At 72.8% G+C, this 23,248-nt stretch carries 20 protein-coding genes; 8 read left to right on the top strand and 12 right to left on the bottom strand.

The genetic code is table 11. The features are described from left to right. Positions 1-83 precede the first annotated feature (83 nt). Positions 84-1,124 carry an SDR family oxidoreductase gene (locus AC060L_RS31545; protein ID WP_483802387.1) on the top strand — a complete coding sequence of 347 codons (1,041 nt, stop codon included), beginning with the start codon at positions 84-86 and terminating at the stop codon, positions 1,122-1,124. 61 nt (positions 1,125-1,185) lie between these two features. Here the strand turns inward: AC060L_RS31545 and AC060L_RS31540 are convergent, their stop codons facing one another. Beyond that, positions 1,186-2,697: an ATP-binding SpoIIE family protein phosphatase gene (locus AC060L_RS31540; RefSeq protein WP_483802386.1), complete on the bottom strand. Its 1,512-nt coding sequence runs from the start codon at positions 2,695-2,697 to the stop codon at positions 1,186-1,188. Between the two features lie 531 nt (positions 2,698-3,228). On the opposite strand from AC060L_RS31540, the gene AC060L_RS31535 reads away from it, so the two are divergent. Together AC060L_RS31535 and AC060L_RS31530 are read left to right on the top strand one after the other, a co-directional pair. Next, complete coding sequence (locus AC060L_RS31535; RefSeq protein WP_483802385.1) at positions 3,229-4,125, top strand: NADP-dependent oxidoreductase; 897 nt, start codon at positions 3,229-3,231, stop codon at positions 4,123-4,125. 148 nt (positions 4,126-4,273) lie between these two features. Further along, positions 4,274-4,582, top strand: coding sequence for a hypothetical protein (locus AC060L_RS31530; protein WP_483802384.1), 309 nt, complete (start codon positions 4,274-4,276; stop codon positions 4,580-4,582). Positions 4,583-4,636: 54 nt separating this feature from the next. Here AC060L_RS31530 and AC060L_RS31525 read toward each other — a convergent pair whose 3' ends face one another. Next, a complete protein-coding gene (locus AC060L_RS31525; RefSeq protein WP_483802383.1) occupies positions 4,637-5,383 on the bottom strand; it encodes an ArsR/SmtB family transcription factor in 747 nt (248 codons plus the stop codon). 151 nt (positions 5,384-5,534) lie between these two features. Here AC060L_RS31525 and AC060L_RS31520 point away from each other — a divergent pair, with 151 nt between their 5' ends. The 4 genes from AC060L_RS31520 to AC060L_RS31505 all read left to right on the top strand — a co-directional run bounded on the left by AC060L_RS31520 (position 5,535) and on the right by AC060L_RS31505 (position 8,552). Continuing rightward, positions 5,535-5,996 (top strand): GNAT family N-acetyltransferase, encoded by a 462-nt coding sequence (locus tag AC060L_RS31520; protein ID WP_483802382.1) that lies wholly within the window; start codon positions 5,535-5,537, stop codon positions 5,994-5,996. Positions 5,997-6,091: 95 nt separating this feature from the next. Beyond that, positions 6,092-7,009 carry a GNAT family N-acetyltransferase gene (locus AC060L_RS31515; RefSeq protein ID WP_483802381.1) on the top strand — a complete coding sequence of 306 codons (918 nt, stop codon included), beginning with the start codon at positions 6,092-6,094 and terminating at the stop codon, positions 7,007-7,009. Positions 7,010-7,092: 83 nt separating this feature from the next. Beyond that, the gene (locus AC060L_RS31510) at positions 7,093-7,686 is read left to right on the top strand and encodes a putative immunity protein (protein ID WP_483802380.1); all 594 of its coding nucleotides are present in this window, start codon (positions 7,093-7,095) and stop codon (positions 7,684-7,686) included. Beyond that, a complete protein-coding gene (locus AC060L_RS31505) occupies positions 7,683-8,552 on the top strand; it encodes an endonuclease/exonuclease/phosphatase family protein (RefSeq protein WP_483802379.1) in 870 nt (289 codons plus the stop codon). The genes AC060L_RS31510 and AC060L_RS31505 overlap by 4 nt, the downstream gene beginning before the upstream one ends. Before the next feature lie 37 nt (positions 8,553-8,589). Here AC060L_RS31505 and AC060L_RS31500 read toward each other — a convergent pair whose 3' ends face one another. The 9 genes from AC060L_RS31500 to AC060L_RS31460 form a co-directional block, all read right to left on the bottom strand. Continuing rightward, the gene (locus AC060L_RS31500) at positions 8,590-9,003 is read right to left on the bottom strand and encodes a VOC family protein (RefSeq protein WP_483802378.1); all 414 of its coding nucleotides are present in this window, start codon (positions 9,001-9,003) and stop codon (positions 8,590-8,592) included. Positions 9,004-9,084: 81 nt separating this feature from the next. Then, positions 9,085-10,674 (bottom strand): GMC family oxidoreductase, encoded by a 1,590-nt coding sequence (locus AC060L_RS31495; RefSeq protein ID WP_483802377.1) that lies wholly within the window; start codon positions 10,672-10,674, stop codon positions 9,085-9,087. Between the two features lie 281 nt (positions 10,675-10,955). Then, complete coding sequence (locus AC060L_RS31490) at positions 10,956-11,438, bottom strand: nuclear transport factor 2 family protein (RefSeq protein WP_483802402.1); 483 nt, start codon at positions 11,436-11,438, stop codon at positions 10,956-10,958. After that, positions 11,435-11,881: a Cif family virulence factor gene (locus AC060L_RS31485; RefSeq protein WP_483802376.1), complete on the bottom strand. Its 447-nt coding sequence runs from the start codon at positions 11,879-11,881 to the stop codon at positions 11,435-11,437. The genes AC060L_RS31490 and AC060L_RS31485 overlap by 4 nt, the downstream gene beginning before the upstream one ends. A gap of 321 nt (positions 11,882-12,202) precedes the next feature. After that, a complete protein-coding gene (locus AC060L_RS31480; RefSeq protein WP_483802375.1) occupies positions 12,203-12,538 on the bottom strand; it encodes a nuclear transport factor 2 family protein in 336 nt (111 codons plus the stop codon). Positions 12,539-13,125: 587 nt separating this feature from the next. Continuing rightward, the gene (locus tag AC060L_RS31475; RefSeq protein ID WP_483802374.1) at positions 13,126-14,607 is read right to left on the bottom strand and encodes an aldehyde dehydrogenase family protein; all 1,482 of its coding nucleotides are present in this window, start codon (positions 14,605-14,607) and stop codon (positions 13,126-13,128) included. Between the two features lie 365 nt (positions 14,608-14,972). Continuing rightward, the gene (locus AC060L_RS31470) at positions 14,973-15,968 is read right to left on the bottom strand and encodes a serine protein kinase RIO (RefSeq protein WP_483802373.1); all 996 of its coding nucleotides are present in this window, start codon (positions 15,966-15,968) and stop codon (positions 14,973-14,975) included. 274 nt (positions 15,969-16,242) lie between these two features. After that, positions 16,243-17,526 carry an acyl-CoA thioesterase/BAAT N-terminal domain-containing protein gene (locus tag AC060L_RS31465; protein ID WP_483802372.1) on the bottom strand — a complete coding sequence of 428 codons (1,284 nt, stop codon included), beginning with the start codon at positions 17,524-17,526 and terminating at the stop codon, positions 16,243-16,245. Between the two features lie 103 nt (positions 17,527-17,629). Further along, on the bottom strand, positions 17,630-19,972 hold the full coding sequence (locus AC060L_RS31460; protein ID WP_483802371.1) for an alpha-N-acetylglucosaminidase: 2,343 nt from the start codon (positions 19,970-19,972) through the stop codon (positions 17,630-17,632). Between the two features lie 477 nt (positions 19,973-20,449). On the opposite strand from AC060L_RS31460, the gene AC060L_RS31455 reads away from it, so the two are divergent. Then, entirely contained in the window at positions 20,450-22,993 is a 2,544-nt protein-coding gene (locus AC060L_RS31455; protein ID WP_483802370.1) for a SpoIIE family protein phosphatase, read from the top strand. A 21-nt stretch (positions 22,994-23,014) separates the two neighbouring features. On the opposite strand, the gene AC060L_RS31450 is transcribed toward AC060L_RS31455, so the two are convergent. Further along, on the bottom strand, positions 23,015-23,248 hold the full coding sequence (locus AC060L_RS31450; protein ID WP_483802369.1) for a hypothetical protein: 234 nt from the start codon (positions 23,246-23,248) through the stop codon (positions 23,015-23,017).

The following is a 23,248-nucleotide window of genomic DNA, read 5'->3' as shown; positions in this document are numbered from 1 at the left end:
CTTGCGCCGGGCCACGGCATGCCAGTCCCGACAGCCCTTGTACCTCCCCTCACCAGCGACAACAGAGACGAACAGGCGAAGCCATGCGAGTCCTTCTCACCGGTGCGACCGGAGTGGTCGGCACCGAGGTCGTCCAGCGGCTGAGCACCGCCGCCCACGACGGCGACCACGACCTCACCCTCGTCCGGGTCGCCCGGCGCGCCGAGGACGACGCGCTGGTGCGCTGGCAGATCGGCGCCGAACCGCCGCCCGCCGCGCTGGCCGGCCACTGGGACGTCATCGTGCACGCGGCCGCCAGCACCCGCTGGACGCTCGGCCGGGACGAGGCCGTCGCCGCGAACATCGATCCGCTGCGGGCCGTCCTGCGCCTCGCCGACCGTGACACCCACCTGGTGCACGTCTCCACCGCCTACGTCGGCGGCGTCCGCAACCCCGAGGACCTGCGCGGCGCCGAGTTCGAGGGCTACCGCAACGGCTACGAGTGGTCCAAGGCGAGGTGCGAGGAGCTCGCGCGCGAGCACCCGGGACCGCTGACACTGGTCCGTCCGCCGCTGGTGGTCGGCCGGCGGGACGGCGGTGCGATCGCCCGCTTCTCCGGCCCCTACACGATGGTCCAGGCGCTGGTCTCCGGCCTGGCCGCCGTGGTGGTCGGCGACCCGGCGGGCTACGCCGAGATCAGCCCGGTGGACGAGGTCGCGGCGGTCGTCGCGGCCGCCGTGCTCGGTGCGCCGCCACCGCGGCCGCGCACCGAGGTGCTCGCGGCGGGCCGCGGCTGCCTGACCCTCGGCGCGCTGCTCGACGTCGTCATCGAGACGCTCAACGAGTGCCGCGCCGAGCAGGGCGTGGCGCCCATCGAGCGGCCGCCGCTGGTCTCCGGTGACAGCTGGGACCGCTTCTTCCGCCCGCTCGCCGACCAGTACCTCTCGCCGTTCCAGGGCGAGGCCGTGAAGCTGCTCGCGATGTTCCAGAGCTACACCAGCATGGGCGAGCCCTTCGAACCCACCTGGACGGTCGAGGACCCGGCGGCCGTGATGGCGGCCTCGGTGCGCTACTGGGCAGCGCGCAAGCCCCGCCTCGCCCTGGCCCGCCCGGCGCCGTGGACGCTGCTCGCCAAGGCGGTCTGACCGGGCCGGACCCCGGGACCCGGACCCGGGACCCGGCCTCGGACCAGATCCCGCAGCAGATCTACGACGGCGGCAGCGGCAGCGAGAACCACACCGTCTTGCCCTCCGCCGTGGGCAGCGTGCCCCAGGTCGAGGCGAGCGCGTCCACCAGCAGCAGGCCCCGGCCGGACTCCTGGTCGGTGTCGGCGGTCCTGGCCTGCGGCAGCACCGGGCTGCCGTCGCCGACCTCGACGCTGAGCTCGTCGCCGGCCTTGCGCACCCGCAGCCGCAGCGGTGCGCCGGCATGGCGCACCGCGTTGGCGAGCAGCTCCGAGGCCAGCAGACAGGCCGTCTGGTTGACCTCCTCGGGGCACCCCCACTCCCGGAGCGTGCTGCGCAGGAAGCGCCGCCCCTGGCCCACGCTGGCCGGCGCGGCGGCCAGCGCCGCGGAGACCGCCGTGATCGGCGCCTCGGGGACCAGCGCGAGCAGCAGCGTGACGTCGTCCGCGTAGTCGTCCGGCGCGCTCACCAGTGCGGTCAGCACCCGGTCGGCGGCCTCCTCCAGCGTGGCGGCGTCCGCGCTGGCCTTCTCCAGCGCCGTCGCGAGCACCTGGATCTGCAACTCGATGTCGCTGTCCGGGGTTTCGACCAGGCCGTCGGTGTACAGCGCCAGCACCGAGCCGGGCTCGACGGCCAGCGTGGTCTGGTGGTGCGGCACCTCGCCCACGCCCAGCGGCACGCTGACCGGCACCGGCAGCCGGCCCACCCGGCCGTCCGGAGCCACCTGGAGGACGGGCAGGTGGCCGGCCGAACAGACCGTCAGCTCGCCCTGGTCCGGGTCGAGCAGCAGGTAGCAGCAGGTGACCAGTTGGTCGGGGAGCTCCTTGACCACGGAGTCCAGCGCCCGCATCAGCTGCCACGGCGGCATCCCGGTCTTCGCCAGTGCGTGCGAGGCCGAGCGCAGCTGTCCCATCACGGCGGCGGCGTCCAGGCCACGCCCCATCACGTCACCGATCATCACTCCGACCCGGCCGCCGCCCAGGGCGATCAGGTCGAACCAGTCCCCGCCCACTCCCGCGCCCTGGCGCGCCGGGAAGTAGCGGCTCGCGGTGGTCATGCCGGGCAGCGGGGCCGGTGAGCCCATCAGGCTGCGCTGCAGGGTCAGCGCGACGTGCCGCTGCTGCTCGTAGAGCTGGGCGAGCATCGCCTCGGCCACCTTGCGTTCGCTCACGTCGCGGATGGCGGCGGAGACCAGCGTGCCCTGCGGCGTGTCCAGCGGGCTGAGGCTGATCTCGACCGGGAACTCGCCGCCGTCCCGGCGCAGCCCGTACAGCTCCAGGCCCGCGCCCATCGGCCGGACCTGCCGGTTGCCGGCATAGCCGTAGCCGTGCCGGTGTGCCGGATGCTGGCCGCGGAACCGCTGGGGGACCAGCAACTCGACGCTACGGCCGAGTAGTTCATGTCGCGGATAGCCGAACAGCGCCTCGGTCTGGGCGTTGACGAGCTGGATCGTGCCCGCGTCGTCCACGATCACCATCGCGTCCGGCGCCGCCTCCAGCAGCGCTCTGAACGGCTCCTCGGTCGTAGTCCTCATGGCGGCCGCCTCGTGCTCGTCGGATCAGGCTCGTGGGATCAGGCTTGTCGGCTCAGGCTCAGGCTCAGGCTCAGGCTCAGGCTCAGGCTCAGGCTCGTGCTCGTGCCTCGTCCCCGGCCGGCTCGCCCCCTGCGGCCCCGGGGGGAACCATCCCAGCACGGTTGTGGCGGTGCTCTGTTCGGTTGTCGCCAAAGTTTCTGAAAGTGACCGATTCGCTGATCATCTGAGCATCCGAGCGTGTCGCGACTTCTGCCGAAGTGCCCGCCGCTTCTTGACGCTGTGGCCTGCTCCGTGATCCCGCCGCGCCGCCGGGTCTGCGTCCCGTCCGTCGGTCAGCGCGCTGTTTTCGCCCGCTGTTTCGGCCCGCTGCGGCCACCGTGCCCGCCGCGCCGAGCGGCCGGAGCCACCGCGCGGCGCAGCCGGGGCCGCCGCGTCGCGCATCCGGGGCTGCCGCCCAGCCGCCATAGTGGGGAGGGCATCGCGCGCGCTGCGCGCACACCGTGGGACCGGACCCGACAGGACGGACAGGACATGCTGGCAGTGACCTACACGCAGTACGGCGACCCGGCGGTCATGGAGCTCGCGACCGCACCCGAGCCGCACGCCGGCCCCGGGCAGGTCCGGATCGCCGTGCGCGCCACCGGGGTGAACCCGATCGACTGGAAGCTGCGGGCCGGCTACCTGAAGGACATGGTGCCGGTCGCGTTCCCGGCCGTGCCGGGCATGGAGGCCGCCGGCGTCGTCGACGAGGTCGGCGAGGGCGTCACGGGTGTCCGCGTCGGCGACGAGGTGTTCGGAGTCGGCGCCAGCACCTACGCACAGTTCGCCGTCCTGGACCACTTCGCCGTCAAGCCCGCCGAGTTGGGCTGGGAGCAGGCGGCCGGGCTCTCGGTGGCGGCCGAGACCGCCGAACGGTCGCTGGGGCTGCTCGGCGTCTCCGCCGGGCAGACGCTGCTGATCGAGGGCGCGGCGGGCGGCGTCGGCAGCGCGGTCGCGCAGTTCGCCGTCGCCCAGGGCATCACCGTCATCGGCACGGCGGGGGCGGCGAACCACGACTACCTGCGCTCCCTCGGCGTGCTGCCGACCACCTACGGCCCCGGCCTGGCCGAGCGGGTGGCCGAGCTCGCACCGAACGGCGTCGACGCTGCCCTCGACACGCCGGGCAAGGGATCGCTGCCCGCCCTCGTCGCCATCACCGGCTCCCCCGACCGGGTCCTGACCATCGCCGACTTCAGCGCCGCCGAATACGGCGTCCGGGTCACCACCGAGGCCCAGGCGTTCGAGGCACTGCCCAAGGTCGCCCGCCTCGTCGCCGAGGGGAAGTACACCGTCCGTCTCGACTCCGTCTTCCCGCTCGCCGACGCGGCCAAGGCCCACGAACTGAGCGAGGGCGGGCATGCCAACGGCAAGATCATCCTGACCGTCTGACCCGTCCTGGCCGTTCGAACGGTCCGGACTGCCCTCTCCCTTGACCTTCCGGCCGGCGTGGCGCCCACCCCAGCGCGCCACGCCGGCCGGCCCGGAAACCCCGGGCGCAGCCCGTACCCGCAAGGCCACTGCGCCCGTTGGACAGGCAGTGATCCGACTCGACCCCGCTGCCCGGCCGCTCGACCCCCGCCACGCCTGGGCCATGCGCCCGCCCACACCCCCTCCCACCCCTGCCGCCACCTCCGCCGACGCAGTCACCTCCCCCGACAACGCGCTCGACACCCTGCACATCGACGCCAACGCCGCCTGCTGGGCCGAACTGGCGAGCGCCCTGGCCGACGCCGACGTACCCCTGGAAGTCGGCGACACCGCCTGCCTGCGCCAACTCGCCAAACTGGACCCCGCACTCGTGGCCACCATCGCCCGCTGGATCCGCACCGGCCACCCACGGACCTGACCGCGTGACCGCCTGACCGCATGACTGCCCTGATGACCAGTCAGTCCAGTGTCGCTAATCCTCCTCTTGGTCCCGAGGCGTCAGTTCGCTGGTTGCGGGCACAGGCAGTCCGAGGTGCTCGCGCAGTTCGTCTCTGCCCAGCTCCGTGAGGGCGAGGGCACGGGTCGTTCCGATCCGGGTCAGCCACCCAGCGGCCAGGGCGTGCCCGCAGATGGCGGCGCCGACGGCTCCGCCCAGGTGCGGGCGCCGTCCGGTCCAGTCCAGGCAGGCGCGTACCAGCGGTCTGCGGGAGGCGTCGGGCAGGGCGATGCCCAGGCCGACGAGCCAGGCCGCTCCCTTGTCGCTGAGCGACGGATCGGCTCCCCAGTCCAGCAGGCCGCGCTCCGCCATCGAGTCGGTGACAGCGAGGCCCAGCTCCCCGGCCAGGTGGTCGTAGCACAGGCGCGCGCGGGCCAGGGCCCGCTGTCGTCCTGAGCCCGACAGCGAACGCGGCCTGGGGGTGCGCTGCGGTGCGAGCGCGGCGAGGCTCTCGATCAGGGCAAGCACGCGCGGATCGACGATCCGCAGGTAACGGTGGCGTCCGTGCCGTTCCTCGACGAGGAGTCCGCCGCAGACGAGCATGTTCAGATGCTCCGTCGCGGACGAGGCTGCGACACCGGCATGGCGGGCCAGCTCCGTGGCCGTCCAGGCCCGGCCGTCCAGCAGGGCCAGGCAGAAGTCCGCCCTGGTGCCGTCGGCCAGCAGCCTGGCCACCACGGCCAGATCCACGCCGACGTCCCGGTCCTCGCGCTGATTGTCCATGCTTGCGATTGTCGTCGATCTCGATTCGGGCTTGGCCGAAGCGTCCGCGCCCTAACGTCCCGTACCAGCCGAGGCCACCGCGCCCGCTGACCTTCCGCTGACCTTTCCGCTGACCTTTCTCGCACCTTCCGCCAACCGCCCTGGGAACCTCATGCCTGCCACCGACAGCACGCCACCGAACCCCTGGACCGGCATCGGCCTCACGGTCACCGACGCCCCGGATCCCGCCGACGTATCGCTCGTCTCCGATGCCCTGGACCGGTTCAACACCGACACGACAGCCATCGACGACCGTCGCCCGCTGGCCGTCCTGGTGCGTGACGCCCCGACCCACCAGGTGATCGGTGGCCTGACCGGTCGCACCTCACTCGGGCTGTTCTTCCTCGATCTGTTCTTCCTGCCACGCGAGCTGCGCGGTGCAGGCCTGGGCAGCGAGATCCTGCGCCGGGCCGAGAACGAAGCCCGCGCCCGGGGCTGCCGCACGGCGGTGCTGTACACGATCAGCTTCCAGGCTCCCGGCTTCTACGCGAAGCACGGCTGGCGACGCCTGGGCGAAGTCCCGTGTGACCCACCGGGCACCAGCAGGGTCTTCATGACAAAGGACCTGCGGTGAACCCGTGGCTCGCAGCCGACCCGAAGCGGAAGTCGGCCTTCCAAGTGGGTAATCGGCTCGACAGGCCGAGTCCGGATGGCGCAGGGTGTCGACCTATGTCTGATCTTCCGCCGCCGCAGCTGCCGTCCGACTACAGCAGCAGGCCGGCAACCACCGCCGACGTCCGCGCCATCCACCAGCTGGTCGCAGCATGCGAGTCGGACCTCTACGGTCAGTCCGAGGTCGATCTCGACGGCATCGCCGCCGACCTCGCCCGCCCCGGCCTGGACCCGGCGGCGGACACGCTGCTCGTCCACGACCGGGCGGGGGCGCTGGTCGCCCGGGCGTGGGTGAACCGGCGGTCCGAGGTGGACGTCCACCCGGAGCACCGCGGTCGTGGCCTGGGCACCGCGCTGCTCGACTGGGTCGAGGCGCGGGCCCGCCAGGCCGGTGGCGACCGGCTCGTCCAGACGGTCGCCGACGGCGATCACGCGGCCGTCGCACTGGTCCGTTCCCGCGGCTACGAGACGCTCGCCACCGCCTGGCAGCTGGAGATCGCGCTGCCCACCGAGCCGGTGGTGCCCGAGCCGCCGGCGGGCATCACGGTGCGGCGCTTCCGGCCCGGCGACGAACTGGCGGCGTACCAGCTCACCGAGGACGCGTTCGACGAGTGGCAGTCGCGCCGCAGGCCGTACGAGGAGTGGGCCCGACTCACCGTCGAGCGCGCCACCTTCGCCCCGGCGTCGTCCCCGGTGGCGTTCGCCGGGGACCGGATGGTCGGGGCGGTGCTGTCGCTGGACACCCCGGAGGACGACGGATACGTCGAACGGGTCGCGGTCCGGCGCGATCACCGCAACCAGGGGATCGCCCGCGTGCTGCTCCGGCACGCGTTCCGCGACTTCTACCGACAGGGCCGCCCGGCCTGCACGCTCTGGACGCACTCGCAGACCGGCGCGCTCTCGCTGTACGAGCGGGTGGGCATGACGATCCGGCGCAGCTCGACGGTGTACTTCAAGGCGCTCGCTGCCGTCTGACGTCACCTCGCCCGGCCCGGACACGACACTCCGGACCGGACAACTGCCCACGCGCTCGGACGGCGACTGCCAGGATGTGTGGGATGACCAGTGTGACCATCAGCGAAGAAGACCGTCGGCTTCTCGGACTCTGGGCAGCCGCCTGTGCCGCGCGGGTGCTACCGCTCTTCGAGACGAAGGCTCCGTCGGACACTCGCCCTCGCGACGCAATCGAGGGTATCCACGCCTTCGCGCGCGACGGGAGGCGGACAGCGCGGCTGCGCTCCCTCGCCTTCGCCGCTCTCGCCGCCGCCCGCGACCTCGACGACCCGGCCGCCACAGCCGCCGCCCGCGCCGCCGGCTACGCGGCGGCGACCCCGTACATCCACCCCTTGGCCACTCCGCACCAGGCAAAACACGCCCTCGCACCCGCCATGTACGCGGCCCACGCCCGCGAGCTTGCGGCGACCGACGACTCCGGCGCCGTCACCGGCGTCGGCACCGGCGTCGGCGCCGGTGACGAGGAGATCCGATGGGCGATCGAGCACGCCCCGGCGGCAGTTCGCGGGATCCTGCGACAGATGCCGGTCTTCACCCCAGGCCGCAGCCGCCTGGACGCACTCCGCCACCAACTCGACGCTGCCCTTCGGGATGAGCCGGAGTCCACCCCACACACCAGCATCCGGACACTTCCATGAAGAGCACCGCCGCGCCGCACACCACGTCCCTGTCCGCCGGCCCGCAGGCGGACGACGCGAGTCCGTTGACGATCGCGACGCTCAACACGCGCGGGAACCCGTTGCTGGGCACCCACCGGGCCGAGCGGTCCGCGGCCATCGGCGCGGAGTTCGAACGCTCGCCCGTCGGGGTCGTCGGCTTCCAGGAGGTCCACACGTACTACCACCTGACGCAGCTAAGGACCCACCTGCCCACGTTCCCGCACGTGGCGTACGTCCGCACACCGGTCGGGCCTGCCGGCGGGCTGGTGACCTTCTCCCGCACCCCGTTCGCCGAGCTGCGCTTCGAACGCTTCGGTCGGTTCGGTCCGTTCGGTCGGGCACCTGGAACCTCCGGCCTGCGGTGGCGCACACGGGTCATCGCCGCCCTCAACGGGAGCCTGATCACGCGCGTCGCGGGCTGCGACCTCCACATCGTCAACACCCATCCAGTCGCCAACCACGATGGCGACTGGAGCGTGGCCAACCGCTTCCATGCGCTCCAGAGCCGCCAGTACGCGGCTCTCGCCCACCTGGTGCGCGGACTCTCCCCGCGGGTCGTGGTCATCGGCGACTTCAATGCGCCACGCGAGAGCGCCGTCCATGCCACGTTCATCGCTGAGACGGGCCTGCGCGACGTCTTCGACCACCAGTGCCCGCCCACGTTCCACGCCGAGTACCTCAGCCCTGGGCAGACGCCGCACTGCGTCGACTTCATCCTGGCCGCCGAGGACATCGTCGCGAAGCACGCGGAGCTGATCCTCGACCAGGAGGTCGCGATGCCGTCCGGCCGCGGATTCGTCTCCGATCACCTCGGCCTGCGCGCTGACCTGCTGCTCCGCGGCTAGCGGTGGGGCTTGGTGTTGGTGTGGGTTTTTTGGGGTTTTAGGTGGTGGGGTTTTCGTCGGTGTAGCCCTGGCTGATTTCGACGATGGTGCCGTCGGGGTCGCGGAGCCAGACGGTGCGCCAGCCGCAGATGAAGTCGTCGAAGTCGAGGGGGCCGAGGGTGATGTCGGCGTCGGGGCCGATGGTGGTGAGGAAGTCGTCGATGTTGTCGGTTTGGAAGGCGATGTGGCGGGTGTGGCCGGGGGTGGTGGGGCCGTCGTTGGTGTGGGTGGTGGTGGGGGGTTGGTCGGGGGTGGCGAAGAGTTCGAGGTAGGCGTTGCCTTTGCGGAGGAAGATGATTTCGGTGTCGCCTGTTTTGACGGTGCGGGCGCGGGTGAAGCCGAGGTAGCGGGTGTAGAAGTCTTCGGTTTTCTGTTGGTCGTGGCAGTTGAGGCCGACGTGGGACCACTGCATGGTGGCTGCTCCTTTGGTGGGGGCGCCGGTGGTGGTGTGTGCCGGCGCCCGTTTCCGTAACTGTCGTGTTGTTTGGGGGTGTTAGTTGGTGGTGCGGATGAGGTCGGCGGCGCGTTCGGCGATCATGGTGATGGCGGTGTGGCAGTTGCCGGAGGGGACGGCGGGCATGACGGAGGCGTCGATGATGCGTAGTCCGCGGGTGTGGTGGACGCGCAGTTGGGGGTCGGTGACGGCGAGGTCGTCGATGCCCATGCGGGCGGAGCCGGCTTGGTGGTGGTAGGACTCGGCGCGGTTGCGGGCGAGGGTGCGGAGTTGTTCGTGGGTGGTGTGGGTGTTGGTGGGGGGGAGTTCGGTTTTGTTGTAGGGGGTGAAGGCGTTGGTGTCGGCGATGTCGCGGGCGATGGTGATGCCTTGGACGAGGCGTTCGAGGTCCCAGGTGTCGGCGAGGTAGTTGGGGTTGATTTGGGGGTGGGTGAGGGGGTTGTTGTCGGTGAGGCGGATCCAGCCGCGGGAGACGGGGCGTACGACGCCGGGCAGGATGGAGACGGTGTTGGGGTGTTGTTGGCCGATGATGACGTCGAAGGGGACGTGGACGAAGGCGATTTGGAGGTCGGGGGCGGGCAGGCCGGGGGTGGAGGGCAGGAAGAGGGCGGATTCGGAGAGGTTCTGGTGGGGTGGGGGGAGTTCGGCGCTGGCTTCGAACATGAGGCCGGTGAGGACGTGGTTGTGGAAGTTCTCGCCGACGCCGGGCAGGGCTGCGACCAGGGGGATGTCGTGGGTGCGGAGTTGGTCGGGGTGGCCGATGCCGGACAGGAGGAGGAGTTTGGGGGTTTCGATGGCGCCGGCGGCCAGGATGACTTCGGCGCGGGCGTGGGCGGTGTGGGTGCCGGGGGTGGTGGTGGTGCCCAGGGTGCGTGCGGCGCCTTGGCCGGTGTGGGTGTCGGGTTGGGTTTGGAGGTATTCGACGCCGGTGCACTGGTCGCCGGCGAAGAGCAGGCGGGTGGTGTGGGCGCCGGTGCGCAGGGTGAGGTTGGGGCGCTTGAGGGCGGGCTCGAGGTAGGAGGCGAGTGCGCCTTGGCGGCGGCCGCCTGCGACGTCGATGTGGTGCCAGCCGGTGCCGAACATGGTGCCGTTGTTGAAGTCGGCGATCTCGTGGTGACCGAGTTCCTTGCAGGCGTCGATGAAGGCGCGTGAGGCGGGGTTGGGCTCGTGCTGGGAGGCGTTGGTGACGTGCTGGGGGCCGTGGGTGCCGGTGGTGGGGCCGGTGACGTCTTCCTGGGCTTCCAGGCGGGTGAAGTACGGGAGGCAGTCCTGGTAGGACCAGCCGGCCGCGCCCTGGTAGGCCCAGTTGTCGAAGTCGCTGGGGTGGCCGCGTACGTGCATCATGATGTAGAGGTTGCTGCTGCCACCGGGGGCCTTGCCGCGCGGCTCGAAGGTGCGGCGCCCGCCGAGCGCGTCCTGCGGGGTGCTCTGGTAGTTCCAGTCGATGCCACTGCCCAGGAGCTTGTACCAGGAGGAGGGGTCGTCCACCTCCGCCGGGATGCCACCGTGACCGGCTTCCAGCAGCAGCACGGTGGTGTGCCCGTCCTCGGTCAGACGGTTCGCCAGAACACTGCCGGCGGTGCCGGCACCGACAATGATGTAGTCGTACTCGTTACCGGGTCCTGCCATAACTACTGCTCCTCGTCGCGGGTGGGCGGATGGCGGGGTGGGGCGGGGCGGGGGCGGCGCCGCCCGATTGGCGGTGGTGACCCGGTGGCGGCCAGGCCCGATGAGGTGATGGGGGCGGCTCTGCCTGCTCGGGGCTTTCGGCCTCTGCGAGCTCCCGGGGCCTGGTTCCCTCGCCGCCCCTTTGTGAGTCCCCTGGTCGGCGCCGAACTTCCGGTCCTCTGTGCCCTGTTGCCCTGGTTTCCCTGTTCCCTGGCTGGGTCTGGGTGCCTTGGGGCTGGGGGTTAGTTGTTGAAGAGGGGTTGGAAGGGCTTGGTGTCGTGGAAGTTGGCCATGTAGGTGATGAGGCCGTTGGTGATGCGGAAGTAGTTCATGACGTCGGCTTCGATGGTGTCGCCGGCGGGGGTGGTGGCGGTGATGTGGGAGACGACGGCGCCTTGTTCCTGGTCGTTGTCGACGAGGAAGTGCAGGGGCTTGTTCTGGAAGGAGGTGTACATGGTGCCGAAGCCGGCCATCATGTCGCGCAGGGTTTGCTGGCCGGTGATGTGGCCGGCGAGTTGTTCGTCCATGATGGTGTCGGGGTGGAAGAGGTCGCACCAGCGGTCCCAGTCGCCGGCGTTGGCGAGGGTGTAGTACTGCTCGAGTACGTCGCGTGTGGTCATGCGGTCCTCCGCGGTGGTACGGGTGGTGGGTAAGAAGACAAGGCAAGGGGGGCCGGCCGGGCCGGGCGCCGTGGTGGCGCCCGGTGGCTGGTGGGGGTGGGTCAGAGGGCGGCGGAGCCGGGCATGGGGGCGAGGCCGTTGACGATGTAGGTCTTGATCTGGGGGCCGTTGGGGCCGGCGACGACCTCCCAGGTCTGGTCGGCGTCGAAGCCGAGCCAGGCGCTGACGGGGCCGGGGGCGTCCCAGATCTTGGCCTGCCAGTTGACGAGGACGGTGACGGTGGCGCTTTGGGCGTCGTCGTTGATGGTGGCTTCGACCTTGGTGACGGTGTGCTCTTCGTCGAAGAAGCGGTGGGTGACGGCTTCGTACCATTCGGTGAAGCCGGCGTGGCCGCGGGAGGTGCCTTCGGGGAAGCGCATCTCGAGGCCCTCGTCGATGAGGTAGGGCAGGACTGTCTCGAGTGCGTCGTGGCGGTCCAGGGCCCGGTACCACTCCTCGGCCACGGTCCGGATGGACTGTTCGGTCAGGGCGGGGTTGCTGGTGGGCATCGGGTGCTCCTTGCGCGGTGGATGGTCTGTGCCGGTGCTCGCGTGGCCGGGCGGTGCTGGTCGGGGCGGTGCTCGGGCGCGGGCGGGCGGTGGGATTGTCTTGCCCCGACTCTCCGGGGGTGCCGGGTGTGGCGTCAACGTGTGGGCTGACCAGGGGTTGTCTGTCCGGAATGCTGGGTGGCATTGCGTCAGATGCCCCTCCCGCACCGCCGGTTGATGTGTGGGTGGGGCTGGGTGTGGGTGTACCCGCCGCCCAGGGGGTGGGTGGCGGGTACACAGGGGGATGCCCGGGGGTGTGTCTGGGGGTGTGCCCAGGGGTGGTTAGGCGCCGAAGCCGGCGGTCTGGCGCCAGATCTTGCCGTCGCGCAGGACGAGGGTGCCGAAGGCGTGTTCGGGCTCGCCGCCGAGGTTCATGATGGCGCGGTAGGAGATGGTGTCCTCGGTGTGGACGTAGGCGGTGAGCTCGATCAGGGTGGGCTTGAGGGTGAGGTAGCCGGTGAGGATCTCACGGACGGCGTCGATGCCCTCGGAGGCGCCTTCGAAGCGCAGCAGGGCGGCTTCGGGGTGGTAGTTCTCCATCAGCTGGTCGATGTCACCGCTGGCGATGGCGTCCATCTGGCGGTTGAAGACGGGGTGGTGGGTGTCGGTCTGCGGCATGGGTGCTCCCTGCGTGGTGGTGGACGGTGGTGTGTGGGCGGTATCCGGTGGGTGCCGGATGCCGTGTGCTCCCTGGTGACCCCCGCCTGGTCGTGGCCGTCGGGTGCGGCCGGCCCGGCCGGGCGGGGGAGTTCATGAGCCCCAAGACGGGCGGGGCGAGAGGGAAGAACGGGACAGCCACACGGCAGGCCACAGCACGGGGACGGTCACCGGCCGGGTGACCCGGCCGGAATCCCAGCGCGCGGTGCGGCACGGCCGAGCGGACCGCAGGCCGGCGGGTGGTGACCCTTGCCGGGGCGGGGTGGCCAGCCGTCGGGCGTGGTGGGCCCGTTGAGGATCGCCGGACGTCCTGCGCCATCACGCCCGCCGACGGGTGCGGGCGCGCACGGGGGTGCGGGTGGGTGTGGTGCCGCGTCGTCGCCCGGGGGCGGGTGGTGGCGGGCTCCTGGTGCGGGGTGCGCACCAGGAGCCCGGTCACCGCGAGCCGCGAGCCGCGAGCCGGGTTGCCCGGCGCCCGTTCTACGGCGGGCGCCGGGCGGCGGATGTTGCGGGGTGTCGCGCTGGCTATTGGTGGTGCTGTGTGGGTGTCAGGAGAGGTCGATCCAGACGGACTTGAGCTGGGTGTAGCTCTCGAGTGCCTCGGGGCCGCTTTCGCGGCCGAAGCCGGAGGACTTGTAGCCGCCGTAGGGCATGACGGCGTCGAACTGGTTGTAGGTGTTGACCCACACGGTGCCGGCCTTGATGCCGGCGGCGAAGCGGTGGGCGCGCTTGAGGTCGCGGGTGTGGACGCCGGCGGCCAGGCCGAAGGAGGTGTCGTTGGCGATCTTCAGGGCCTCCTCCTCGGTGTCGAAGGGGATCACGCACAGGACGGGACCGAAGATCTCCTCCTGGGCGATACGCATCGAGTTGTCGACGTCGGCGAAGATCGTGGGCTGGAAGTACAGGCCGCCGTCCGCGGTGTCGGTGGGGTGGAACGCCCCGCCGCCGCAGACCAGCTTGGCGCCTTCCTGCTGGCCGATCGCCACGTAGGAGGAGACCTTGTCGAACTGGCCCTGGTGGGCCAGCGGGCCCAGGAACGTGGTGGGGTCCAGCGGGTTGCCGGGCTGGACCTGGGAGGCCCGCTCGACCAGGCGGCTGATGACCTCGTCGTAGACCTCGCGCTGGACCAGCAGCCGCGACCCGGCGGTGCAGATCTCACCCTTGTTGTAGAAGATCCCGAAGAACGCGAGCTGGACGGCGGAGTCCAGGTCGGCGTCGGCGAAGATCACGTTGGCGGACTTGCCGCCCAGCTCCATCGTGGTCTTCTTCAGCGTCGCGGCCGCGTTGCGGATGATCGACTGACCCACCGAGGTGGAACCGGTGAACGCGATCTTGTCGATCCCCGGGTGCTTGACGATCTGCTCACCCAGCTCCACACCCGGGCCGGTGATGACGTTGAAGACACCGGGCGGGAACCCGGCCTCGTCGAACAGCTCGGCCATCTTCAGCGCGGTCAGCGGTGTCTGCGGGGACGGCTTGTGGATCACCGTGTTCCCCGCCGCCAGTGCCGGCGCGATCTTCGTGAGCGCCAGCAGCAACGGGAAGTTGAACGGCGTCACCGCCGCCACCACACCCAGCGGCTCACGCAGCGTGTAGTTGAAGCTCTTCGTCGCGGTCTCGCGGGTCACCCCGTCCAGACGCGTGACCGCACCCGCGTAGTAGTACAGCAACTGGGCCGCGATCGGCACGTCCACCGTGGAGGAGAACGCGATCGGCTTGCCCATGTCCACGCTCTCCAGGTACGCCAGCTGATCGGCGTCCCGCTCCACCAGCTGACCCACCTTCGTCAGCAACGCCGACCGCTGGTGCACGGTCAGCTCCGGCCACGCCCCGCCCTCGAACGCCCGACGCGCCGCGGCCACCGCGAGGTCCACATCGGCCTCGTCCGCCTGCGCGATCTGGGTGATCTCCGAGCCGTCGGCCGGATTGAACGTGGGCTCGGTACGCCCGGACAGCGCATCCACCCACTTCCCGTCGATGTACAGCTTCCCCACCGGGATGGGCTGGCTCGACTGGGTGCTCTCGGTCATGAGGATGCCTTTCACATCGGTGACGAGTCCAGCACAGCCTGACACCCACACACACCGCCCGGCCACCGAAAACGGCCCGATCCACCGAGGTCAGCCTGACAACGTCAGCTCCCCAACCACCCCCACCCCCCACCCAGTTCACCCCCACCCCCACATCACCCACAGTGCCGGTGCGGCGCGGGTGCGGGGGTGTCGGTGGGCGCCGCTACGCTTCGCGCTCCGACACGCTCCGGAGCGGACCACCAGCACGGTCACCGGCATCGAGATGTTCCGCAAGAAGTAGTGATGCCGCCCCGGTCCGGCTCCGCGCTTGCTGGTGCGGGGCCGGACCGGGGTAGGGGTAGGGGCCGGGACCGGACCGGGGGTCAGTCCAGGCGGGCCTCGAAGGCGAGTTCGCGTGAGAGGTCCTCGACGGCGGACTGCGGCAGGCCGCGGGCGGTGAACCAGGCGCCGACGTTGCGCACGTCGCGCTCCAGGAAGGAACGGCCGCGCGGGTTGGCGACGATGTCGACGATCTGGGGGACGTCGATGATCACCAGCCGGCCCTGGTGGACCAGGATGTTGTAGGCGGACAGGTCGCCGTGGGCGTGGCCGCCGCGCGCCAGCAGGGCCAGGCTGCGGGCGAGTTGCTGCCACAGGTCGTCCAGATCGCCGTCCTCGGGGCGCAGTTGGGCCAGGCGTGGGGCCGCGGTGCCGTCGGGGTTGCCGACGAACTCCATCAGGATCTCGGTGCCCAGGATCTGCACGGGGTAGGGGACGGCGACGCCGGCCAGCCACAGCCGTGACAGCGCGGCGAACTCGGCGCCGGCCCACTGGCCGGCGATGGCCTGCTTGCCGAAGTCGGTGCGCTTGGCCATCGCGCGGCTGACCCGCGACTCCTTGTGCGCGCGGCCCTCCAGGTAGCCGGCGTCGCGGTGGAACAGGCGGTGGTGGCCGTCGCGGTAGCGCTTGGCGGCCAGCAGGGTCCGCCGGTCGGTGCCGGGCACGGCGCGTTCCAGCAGGAACACGTCGGCCTCCTTGCCGGTCTTGACGATGCCCAGTTCGGTGTCGACGGCGGCGAGTTCGGTGACCACCCAGCGCGGGTGCGGCTGCGGGCCCTTCTCGCTGGGCGTGGACTGGTCCCAGGTGGACCAGCGGTCACCGCTGGGCGGCCCGTCCACGGCGGCGGGGGAGAGGGCGGTACCGGGGTCGTGGTCGGGGGCGTGCTGCATGTGGGACTGAGGCTGGGGCTGGGGCTGGAAGCGGGCGAAGGCCGCGTCCAGGTCCAGGGCCTCCGAGGCGTCCTCGCCGCGGCCGCGGCGGCCGGCGCCCTTGGGGCGGATGCGGCTGAAGGACTCGTTGTCGGCGAAACGTTCGCGCACTGCGGTGATCTCCTGCGACAGGGTGGCCCGCCGCAGGGCGTACGGCCAAGGGGCCGGCGCAGTGTCAGGCGGCGAGCGGGAAACGAGAGGGGGCAGCGGAGGGCGCGCACGCAAGGGCGCGCCGCGTCAGGGCGGCGACCATCGAAACGCACCTCCTCGGAGCTCTCGTCGTCACGGCCGGGCAGCAAAGGGCCCGGCACAGCAGGAACACCACCGATGCTAGCGGGCCCCACCCACCGCGCAACCGAATTTCGGCGCCGCCGGTCGGGCGTCGTCAGCGGCTGGGGCCGGCGAGCAGGGCCAGGACCTTGGGCCAGCCGTCGGCCTTCGCGGCGGCGTTGCCCGCGCGGGTGCCGCCCTGCCGGATGAACCGCCCGGTGATCGGATGGGCGCCGCCGGTGCCGGCCGGCAGGTAGGGGACCATGCCCACGCCGTGCCCCGCGCCGGGGTAGACCAGCGCCTGGTGCGGGTGGGGGTCGTGGGTGGTGACGAGCTGCTGGTCGATCGCGTGGACGGCGGTCGGGGAGGGCCAGAGCTGGTCCTCGGCTCCCGCGATGGCCAGGACCGGTCCGTTGACGTCCGCCAGCGGGATCAGGCCCTGGGGGACGGGTCGGCCGCCATTGGTCCAGGCGGGCTCGGCACCGTCGGGGAAGCCGACGTTGACCTGGTCGGAGGGGGAGTAGGCGACGACGCCGTGGATCAGCTCCGGGTAGTCCTCGCCGAGCAGCAGCGCTGCCTCGGTGCCGCGCGAGTAGCCGACGGCCACCACCTGAGCCGGATCGCTCTGCGGCAGGGCCGCCAGCAGCCGCGCGGCGGTGGCGAAGTACTCCAGCGGGACGTCCTGCAGCGCGTCGGGCAGCCCGGGCGCGTGGAAGTAGCCGAGTGCGAGGGCCGGGTAGCCGCGGGAGGCCAGCAGCCCCGCCGCGATCTGCTGCTCGATGCCCACCCCGCCCTCCGACCCGCCGAACAGGAGCACGGCCGGGCGGCGGGCGCCTCCCGGCGCCGGAGTGAACAACTCGCCCGTGACGTGGTCCTCGGCGGAGGTCAGCGCCTTGGCGGTGACCTCGTCCGTCACCAGGCGGCGGGTCAGGGTGCGGGTGGCCAGGGAGCGGCCGTGCGCGCTGACGGCGATCCCCACCGCGTACGAGTGCTTCGCAGTCGGCAGCGGCGGGCTGAACCAGGACTCCTCCGGGTCACCGGAGTTCGGGACCATCGACCAGAACAGGCCCATCCCGTCGGCGACCTGGTAGGAGCCCGAGAGCGGGACGGCCGTGTCCAGGGCGACGGTTCCGCTGCTGTCGGCGCGGAAGAGGCCGTGCGCGCTCCAGGCCAGGCCCTGGTAGTCGGTCGCGGTGGAGGTGACGGTGACCTCGTCGCCGGGCGCGAGGTTGGTGACCCGCAGGTGTACCGGCTGGTCGAGCAGCGCGTCCGGAGCGTCGGCGTCGATCACCGCCCGGGTGCTGTGCCCGGGGCCCGATGAACAGCCGGCCACCGACCCCGCCGCCACCAGCACCACCGCCGCCGCGACAGCGCGCAGCCAGCTCTGTCCCCGTCCCATCGAACCCTCCCCCTTGCCCCGATGGTGCGGGCATCCACGGTGCCTGCCCGGCCACAGGCGGTCAACCCCTCCTGGCGTCCGTGCAGGGTCAGGTCGGGCAGGGTCAGGTCGGGCAGGGCGCGGGTGGCGGCAGGGTGTCGGCGACGGTACGGGCTAGCGCGTACGCGTCGCCGGTGGGCGCCTGCGGGTACCGGTCGGTGGTCAGGGTGCGGTGGGCCCAGGCGTCGTCGAGCGCGAACCAGTCGGGGACGGTCGGTGTGGTGCCGTGGGCGAGCGCGTCCTGCAGGGCGTTCAGGAAGGCGTCCCAGCGCGGCGCGTACACGTCCCGGACCAGGCCGTCCCACTCGCGGTTGGCGTAGTCGTGCAGCGGCCCGTCCTCGCTCGGGCCGCGCCCGCCCCAGGTGGTGAGCAGCGCCCGCTCGTCGTACTCCAGGGCGTCCCGCTCGGTGTCGTCGGCGCCGTAGGAGCGGGCGGCGGCGAGCCGGGGGCCGAGCAGGAAGCGCGGGTCGGCGGCGACGAGGCGCGCCAGCAGCGCCTGGTCGGCGCGCCACCGGTCGGCCAGCGTGGCCAGGGCGTCGGCGTCGGCGGCGCGGTAGGCGGTGGCGATGGCCGGCAGCAGGACGCGGGCCTGGTTGCTCAGGGCCTGGCGGGCGACATCGGTCAGGTCGAAGCGGTAGGCGTCGCTGCCGCGCAACTCGGGTGCGACCTGGAGCAGTTCACCCAGCGCCTGCTGGACAGTGGCCGCGCAGTAGCGCATCGCGGGCGGGCTCCAGGCGGCGGCGGTGACGGCGTCGAGTGCGGGGCGGGCCTCGAAGAGGCTGTCCTGCGGCTCGCTCCAGCCGTCGGCGGGCGCGCTGTAGGGGCCTTGGCGCAGCAGGTCCCAGGCGGTGTCGGCGTGCGGGTCGGGGCCGCCGTAGCGGCGGGCGGCGAAGGCGGCGAACCAGGCCCGCTGGTCGGTGGGCACCGGCTGCCAGGCCAGGTCGGTGAAGAGCTCGAACGCGGCCGGGTTGCCGCCGGTGCCCTCGGGCAGGTACGCGATGCCGGCCGGTTTGCCCGCCTGCCGGGTGAACCGGTCCAGCCACACGCCGGTGTTCGCGCCCAGGCTGGTGTGGCCGCCGAAGTTGTCGATCGCCCCGAACGCGTACGGCACCGGGCCGAACCGGCCCGCCTGTGTGGCGGTGGCGGCGTGCGTGGAGGTGGAGGTATCGGTGGCGGTGGTGGTGGTGGTGGTGGTGGCGGGGTAACGGTCGGCGAGGCCGTCCAGGACCAGGGTGCGCGCCGGATCCAGGCCGGCCAGCTCGGCGGGGGTGGGGTTGTTCTCCCAGCCCAGCAGCACCCAGGTCGCGCCCGGGTGCGCGGCCTGCAGCGCGGCACCGATGGCGCGGGTGGCGGCGGTGGCGTCGACCGGGCCGAGATTCCCGCCCTCGTGCAGCGGGTCCATCTTGAACATCGTGCTCGGGCCGAACTCCTCGGCCTGGGCCTGGTAGTAGCGCTGCGCCAGTCGCGCGAACACCGGCCCGGTGGGGTCCAGCCAGTCGGGCCGCGCGAACCCCACCCAGTTGCCCTGCGGCACCACCCGCGCGCCGGGGTTGCGCTGTGCGAAGCCGGGCGGCACGGTCCCGAAGAAGCCGGGCAGCACCGGCGTCATGCCCAGCGCCCGCAGCTGGTCGGCGATCCGGCGCCCCAGCCGGGCCCGCTGCTCGACCAGCTGCTCGGAGACGGGCGCGGCGAAGGCGGACATGTTCTGCAGCAGCCACCAGCTCTGGTGCGCCGGCGCGGGGACCCAGGCGCGCAGCTCGTCCTGCCCGTAGCCGAAGCCCTGCAGCGCCCGCAGGTACGGCACCTCGGCGCCGGTCTGGACGAACACCTCGTTGATCCCGTGCAGCGCCAGCAGGTCGATCTCGTGCTGCCAGGCGGCGAAGTCGCGGTAGGCGCCGGCACCGGAGTACCCGGCGTCGGTGTCGTTGAGCGCGTAGCGGTGGGCCAGCGCCGCGCCGCCGCTCAGCGTGCCCGGTACCGGCACCGCGGGCAGCACCGCCGGCAGCCGCGCCAGGCTGTCGCCCGGCCAGCCGGCGTCCACCCCGGTGACCTGCTCCAGGTACCGGCCCACCCCGCGCAGTAGCGTCGCCCCCGAGGTCCCCGCCACGCGTACGGCCCGCCCGCCACCGCCACCGCTGACCTCGAACCGGTCGGCGCCGCCCTCGTCGCGCGCCAGTGGCACCAGCTCGAACTGTTCGGCCCGCCCGGGCAGCAGCCGGTCGACGGCGGCCGCTGCCGGTGCCACGTCGAAGACGGGGGCGGGGGCGGGGGCGGAGGCGGGGGTGGGGGTGGTCCGGGCGGTGGCGGGAGCACTCAGCAGGCAGCCCAGCAGCGTGCAGGCGGCCGCTGCGGCCGACAGTGCACCGTTGCGTACCCGGTTGCCCTCGCCCTGTGCCCGGCTGCTCATCGGCTGTGCCCTCCACCTGACTGACGGCCCAGGCGGCCCCGGCCACAGGGACCGTACCGCCCACCGCCCCCGCCGCTCGGCGCGCCACGCCTGCGCCGCCGCCCGTGCGCCCGTCTGCGCGGGGCGGGGGTGGGGGAGAGCGCGGGTGCCGGGGAGGTGGTGCGCGGGAAAGCAGGGGGCAGGCGGTGGGCGGTGGGGCTCGCTGGGCGAGTGTGGGGGCAGGGGCAGGCGGCGGGGTGCGGGAGGTGGCAGGCAGGCGGCGGGCGGTCGGGCTCGTTAGGCGAGGGCGGGGGAGAGCGCGGGTGTCAGGGAGGTGGGGCACGGGAGGCAGCGGCAGGCGGTGGGTGACGGGGCGCGGGAGGCGGGGCGGGGAGAGCGCTGGAGGCGGGAGGGGCTGCTCGTGGGGCGGGGGAAGTGTGGCCCGGCCGGGCGGCTGTCCGGTTGACACCCCTGCGCGCGGCGGCGTACAGAGGGAAGGTGCGTCAGGGCAGGCCGGGCGGGTCGAAGGACCCGGACGCCGGCGGCGGTCCCAGGGCGAGCCGTGCGGAGCACCCCGGTCCGCGCCCGCCCCGGCCACCGCAGCGCCCGGACCCGCCCGCACCCCCTGCCGCGTCCGCCGCGTCCGAGGACCCGCGGGAGGCGGTGCTGGCCCCCGCGCTGCGCAAGGCTGTCGCCGACGCCGGTGGGCACGGTGGGCTGGTGTACCTGGTCTTGCCGGATGGCCGGGCGTTGGCCCTCACCGCCGTCGCGGGGGTGGCACCGGCCGTGCTGGGTGCCTTCCGGCAGGTCCCGGTCTCCGGCGGGCTGCCGGTGGCGCTCGCGTTCCGCAGCGCGCGCAGCGTCTTCGTGGCCGGCAGCGAGGAGCGGATGCGCCGGTTCCCGCAGGCCGCCGTCGGACTGCCCTACGACTTCGCCTCGGCGAGCGTGCCGATCACCGGAGCCGACCGGACCCTGGGCGTGCTGGTTGTGCTGGGACCGGCCACCACCGGCCCGCCGCCCCCGCCGGTGCGCCGCCACCTGCGGGCGCTGGCCAACCGGATCGGCACCCAGTTGGCCCAGTCACCCGCACCGCCCGCAGCCCCGCACCGCCCGCCGCTGGAGGTCGCGCTCGCGGAGGACGCCCCCGCGATCCAGGTCACGCTCTTCGAGGCCCCGCTGCCGCTCAGCCCCACCACCCCCACCACCGGCGCCGCTGACCCCGCCGACCCCGTCGCCGACCCTGCCGCGCTGCTCACCTCCGCCGACCTCGCCGCGCTGCGTGCCACCGGCCGGCTGACCCGGACCGTACACCCGCCCGATCCCGCCACCGGCGCCCCGCGCACCCTGGACCTCTACGCCCGCACCGACCCCGAGCACACCCGCGTGCACGGCGCCCTGCTGGACGCCGCCGCGACCGCGCACGCCGCCGCCGCGCTCGACCGCCTCCCCGAGGGCCTCTTCGCCCTGGACCCCGACGGCCGCCTGCGGTACGCCAACCTCGCGCTGGAAGCCCTCCTGGACACCCCGCGCGAACGCCTGCTCGGCCGGCGCCCGTGGGAGGAGCTGCCCGGCCTGGGCGCCGCCGCCTTCGAGGAGGCCTACCGCTCGGCCGCGCTCACCCAGCGCCCGACCGCCTTCCTCGCCCACCGCCCGCCCGACCAGTGGCTCGCCGTCTCCCTGCACCCCGACGCCCGCGGCCTGACCGGCCGCGTCACCCCGGCCGCCACCACCGCCGGTGCCACCGACGACCGGCCGGGCAGCCAGGAGGGCCCGGACCGTTCCGGCGCCCCGCGCACCCCCCGCACCGCGCCACCGCCCCCGGCCCCACCGCCCGCGCCGGCCGTCGGCGCCACCCACCACCTGCTCCAGCTCGCCGGCATCCTCACCGAGGCCGCCACCGTGCGCGAGGTCTGTGACGCCGTCGCCGACCAGATCCTGCCGGCCTTCGGCGGCCAGGAACTGGCGATCTACCAGGTCACCGACGCCCGCATGCACCTGGCCGCGCAACGCGGCTACCCCGAGGGTTTCCTGGACGGCTTCGAGGGCACCCCGATCCAGGCCCGCCTGCCCGGCACCGAGACGCTGGCCACCGGCACCCCGATCTTCTTCGAATCCGCCCGCGAACTCACCGCCGCCTACCCAGGGATCCCCCAGGACGAGATGGGCGCCTGGGCCTTCCTGCCGCTGATCGCCTCCGGTCACCCCGTCGGCAGCTGCATCCTCGGCTTCGACCACCCCCGCCGCTTCACCGACGCCGAACGCCCGGTGCTCACCGCCCTCGGCGGTCTCATCGCCCAGGCCCTGGAACGCGCCCGTCTCTTCGACACCCAGACCGAACTGGCCCGCGGCCTCCAACAGGCCCTGCTCCCACACCGCCTGCCCCACCAGCCCCACCTGGTCATCACCGCCCGGTACCTGCCCGGCACCCACGGCATGGAGATCGGCGGCGACTGGTACGACGCCATCCCCACCCCCGAAGGGCTCTGCCTGGTGATCGGCGACGTCGAGGGCCACAGCACCGCGGCGGCCGCCACCATGGGCCAACTACGCTCCGCCGTACGCGCGTTCGCCGCCAGCGGCGAGGTGCCCGAGGCCGTCCTGACCCGCACCAACCGGTTGCTGCTCGACCTCGACCCGGGCCTGCTCGCCAGCTGCCTGCTGCTGCGCCTGGACCCCGACCCGCACAACCACCAGGTGCGCTGCGCCCGCGCCGGCCACCTGCCGCCCCTGCTGCGCCACCCCGACGGACACACCGACATCCTCGACCTGGACGGCGGCCCGCTGCTGGGCGTGGACCCCACCGCCGACTACCCGGCCACCTGCCTCACCCTCACCCCCGGCAGCATCCTCGCGCTCTACACCGACGGCCTGGTGGAGGAGGCCGGCGCCGCCATCGACACCGGCATCGACCGCCTGCGCACCACCCTGGCCCACCACACCGCCACCACCCCCGACGCCCTCGCCGACCTGCTCATCGCGCACGCCACCCGCACCGCGCAGCGCACCGACGACATCGCGCTGCTGCTGGCCGTGCGCCGCTGACGGCCCGCACGGGGCCGGCGCTCAGTCGAGCCGCGCCGCCGTCTGCTCCTCGCGGGCGGCCTTGCGGCGGCCCAGCGGATCGCAGCGCGGGCAGGAACAGTCGGGCCACCGGTCGGTGATCGGCAGCTCGTACGGCTCCTGCGCGGAGACCTCGATCCGCGACAGCTCGATCCGCTGCCCGGTCGCGGTGACGCGGTACGTCCGCAGCGTCATGGAACTGCCGTCACGCTCGTCGTGCTCGTTCATGTCAACCAC

This window comes from Kitasatospora sp. NEAU-69, assembly GCF_057158765.1.
Note: the sequence above shows the minus strand (reverse complement) of the source record. Positions and strands in the feature narration are given on the sequence as shown.

Excerpts from the sequence above, each read along its gene's own strand:
- AC060L_RS31540 (WP_483802386.1), bottom strand. The coding sequence starts at position 2,697 with ATGAGGACTACGACCGAGGAGCCGTTCAGAGCGCTGCTGGAGGCGGCG.
- AC060L_RS31475 (WP_483802374.1), bottom strand. The coding sequence starts at position 14,607 with ATGACCGAGAGCACCCAGTCGAGCCAGCCCATCCCGGTGGGGAAGCTG.
- AC060L_RS31520 (WP_483802382.1), top strand. The coding sequence starts at position 5,535 with ATGCCTGCCACCGACAGCACGCCACCGAACCCCTGGACCGGCATCGGC.
- AC060L_RS31535 (WP_483802385.1), top strand. The coding sequence starts at position 3,229 with ATGCTGGCAGTGACCTACACGCAGTACGGCGACCCGGCGGTCATGGAG.
- AC060L_RS31485 (WP_483802376.1), bottom strand. The coding sequence starts at position 11,881 with ATGCCCACCAGCAACCCCGCCCTGACCGAACAGTCCATCCGGACCGTG.
- AC060L_RS31505 (WP_483802379.1), top strand. The coding sequence starts at position 7,683 with ATGAAGAGCACCGCCGCGCCGCACACCACGTCCCTGTCCGCCGGCCCG.
- AC060L_RS31480 (WP_483802375.1), bottom strand. The coding sequence starts at position 12,538 with ATGCCGCAGACCGACACCCACCACCCCGTCTTCAACCGCCAGATGGAC.
- AC060L_RS31515 (WP_483802381.1), top strand. The coding sequence starts at position 6,092 with ATGTCTGATCTTCCGCCGCCGCAGCTGCCGTCCGACTACAGCAGCAGG.
- AC060L_RS31465 (WP_483802372.1), bottom strand. The coding sequence starts at position 17,526 with ATGGGACGGGGACAGAGCTGGCTGCGCGCTGTCGCGGCGGCGGTGGTG.
- AC060L_RS31510 (WP_483802380.1), top strand. The coding sequence starts at position 7,093 with ATGACCAGTGTGACCATCAGCGAAGAAGACCGTCGGCTTCTCGGACTC.
- AC060L_RS31545 (WP_483802387.1), top strand. The coding sequence starts at position 84 with ATGCGAGTCCTTCTCACCGGTGCGACCGGAGTGGTCGGCACCGAGGTC.
- AC060L_RS31525 (WP_483802383.1), bottom strand. The coding sequence starts at position 5,383 with ATGGACAATCAGCGCGAGGACCGGGACGTCGGCGTGGATCTGGCCGTG.
- AC060L_RS31495 (WP_483802377.1), bottom strand. The coding sequence starts at position 10,674 with ATGGCAGGACCCGGTAACGAGTACGACTACATCATTGTCGGTGCCGGC.
- AC060L_RS31460 (WP_483802371.1), bottom strand. The coding sequence starts at position 19,972 with ATGAGCAGCCGGGCACAGGGCGAGGGCAACCGGGTACGCAACGGTGCA.
- AC060L_RS31500 (WP_483802378.1), bottom strand. The coding sequence starts at position 9,003 with ATGCAGTGGTCCCACGTCGGCCTCAACTGCCACGACCAACAGAAAACC.